2 protein-coding genes are annotated in these 1,720 nt (G+C 69.9%); one reads left to right on the top strand and one right to left on the bottom strand.

Going from position 1 to position 1,720, the window contains the following annotated elements:
- The coding region (locus RMO12_RS13590; protein ID WP_309639690.1) for a hypothetical protein at positions 1-229 on the top strand (229 nt) is incomplete at its 5' end.
- A gap of 78 nt (positions 230-307) precedes the next feature.
- Here RMO12_RS13590 and RMO12_RS13595 read toward each other — a convergent pair.
- A partial coding sequence (locus RMO12_RS13595; protein ID WP_309639691.1) for a helicase HerA-like domain-containing protein occupies positions 308-1,720 on the bottom strand: 1,413 nt, incomplete at its 5' end.

Consider the following 1,720-nt stretch of genomic DNA (forward strand, 5'->3'; position numbering starts at 1 on the left):
CCATTGCACCGGCGAGCCCACCTTCACGGCGCTGAAAATGGCCTTCGGTGAGCGCTACCTCTACGCCGGCCTGGGAAGAGCGTTTGCGCTCGGTGCGACGCCGAGCGCGGTGGCGGGTGCAAGTCACGACGGGTCCGACTCGATGGACGGCAGCGACCTCGTCAGCTACCGCACGCTGCTGGCCAGCAGCCACGACGATGAGCATCCGACGGTGGCCGAGGCGCGCTGACCGTTGCCGGCCAGGGGGGAGGCGGGCGCCTCGATCGAAGCCACGCAGCGCGCGCCCTCCTGGTGACGACCCGCCGGCTCAGCGCCGCTTGCCGCCCCCGAACAAGCCCCCCAGCACGCCGCGAATGATCTCGCGGCCGACCGAGCTGCCGATGGTGCGCACGGCCGAGCGGGCCATCGACTGCGCCAGGCCCTCGTGCCTGCCGCCGCGCGGGCCGGTGCTGCCGAACAGCACGCTGCCGAGGCCGTCGAGGATGCCGCCGCCGGACGGCGCCGGCACGCTCGCCGTGCCGGGCGCACCGCCGCTGGTCGCACCGCCCGCGGTGGGTGCCGCATCCGCGCTGGCGACCGCGCGGCCCTTGAGCTTCTCGCAGGCCGATTCGCGGTCGACCGACTTCTCGTACACGCCCGCGACCAGCGAGCCCGCCATCAGCGCCTTGCGCTGCTCGGGCGTGATGGGGCCGATCTGGCTGCCCGGCGGGATGACGAAGACGCGCTGCGTGATGCCGGGGCGCCCCTTATCGTCGAGCAGGCTCACGAGCGCCTCGCCGACGGCGAGTTCGGTGATGGCCGCGCCGATGTCCAGGCCCGGGTTCGGCCGCATGGTGTCGGCCGCCGACTTGACGGCCTTCTGGTCGCGTGGCGTGAAGGCGCGCAGCGCATGCTGCACGCGGTTGCCCAATTGGCCGAGCACGGTGTCGGGCACGTCGAGCGGGTTCTGCGTCACGAAATAGACGCCCACGCCCTTGCTGCGCACCAGCCGCACCACCAGTTCGATGCGTTCGACCAGCGCCTTGGGCGCCTCGTTGAACAGCAGGTGCGCCTCGTCGAAGAAGAACACCAGCTTGGGCTTGTCCGGGTCGCCGATCTCGGGCAGCGTCTCGAACAGCTCGCTGAGCATCCACAGCAAAAAGGTGGCGTAGAGGCGCGGCGAGTTCATCAGCTTGTCGGCGGCCAGGATGTTGATGACGCCCTGGCCACCCACGGTCTGCATGAAGTCGCCGATGTCGAGCATGGGCTCGCCGAAGAACTTCGCGCCGCCTTGTTCCTCGATCTGCATCAGCCCGCGCTGGATCGCGCCGACGCTGGCGGCGCTGATGTTGCCGTACTCGGTCTGGAACTGCTTGGCGTTGTCGCCCACGTGCTGGAGCATCGCGCGCAGGTCTTTCATGTCGAGCAGCAACATGCCGTTGTCGTCGGCGATCTTGAACACGAGCGACAGCACGCCTTGCTGGATCTCGTTCAACGCGAGCATGCGACCGAGCAGCAGCGGGCCCATGTCGGAGATGGTGGCGCGCACCGGGTGGCCTTGGGTGCCGAACACGTCCCACAGCGTGGCCGGGCAGGCAAACGGCTCGGGCTTGGGCAGGCCGCGCTCGGCCAGTACCTTGGCGAGCTTGTCGCCGATGCTGCCGGCCTGCGCGATGCCGGTCAGGTCGCCCTTCACGTCGGCCAGGAACACCGGCACGCCGCGCTTGGAGAACTCTTCGGC

This window comes from Methylibium sp. (assembly GCF_031393925.1).
Classification (GTDB): domain Bacteria; phylum Pseudomonadota; class Gammaproteobacteria; order Burkholderiales; family Burkholderiaceae_C; genus Methylibium.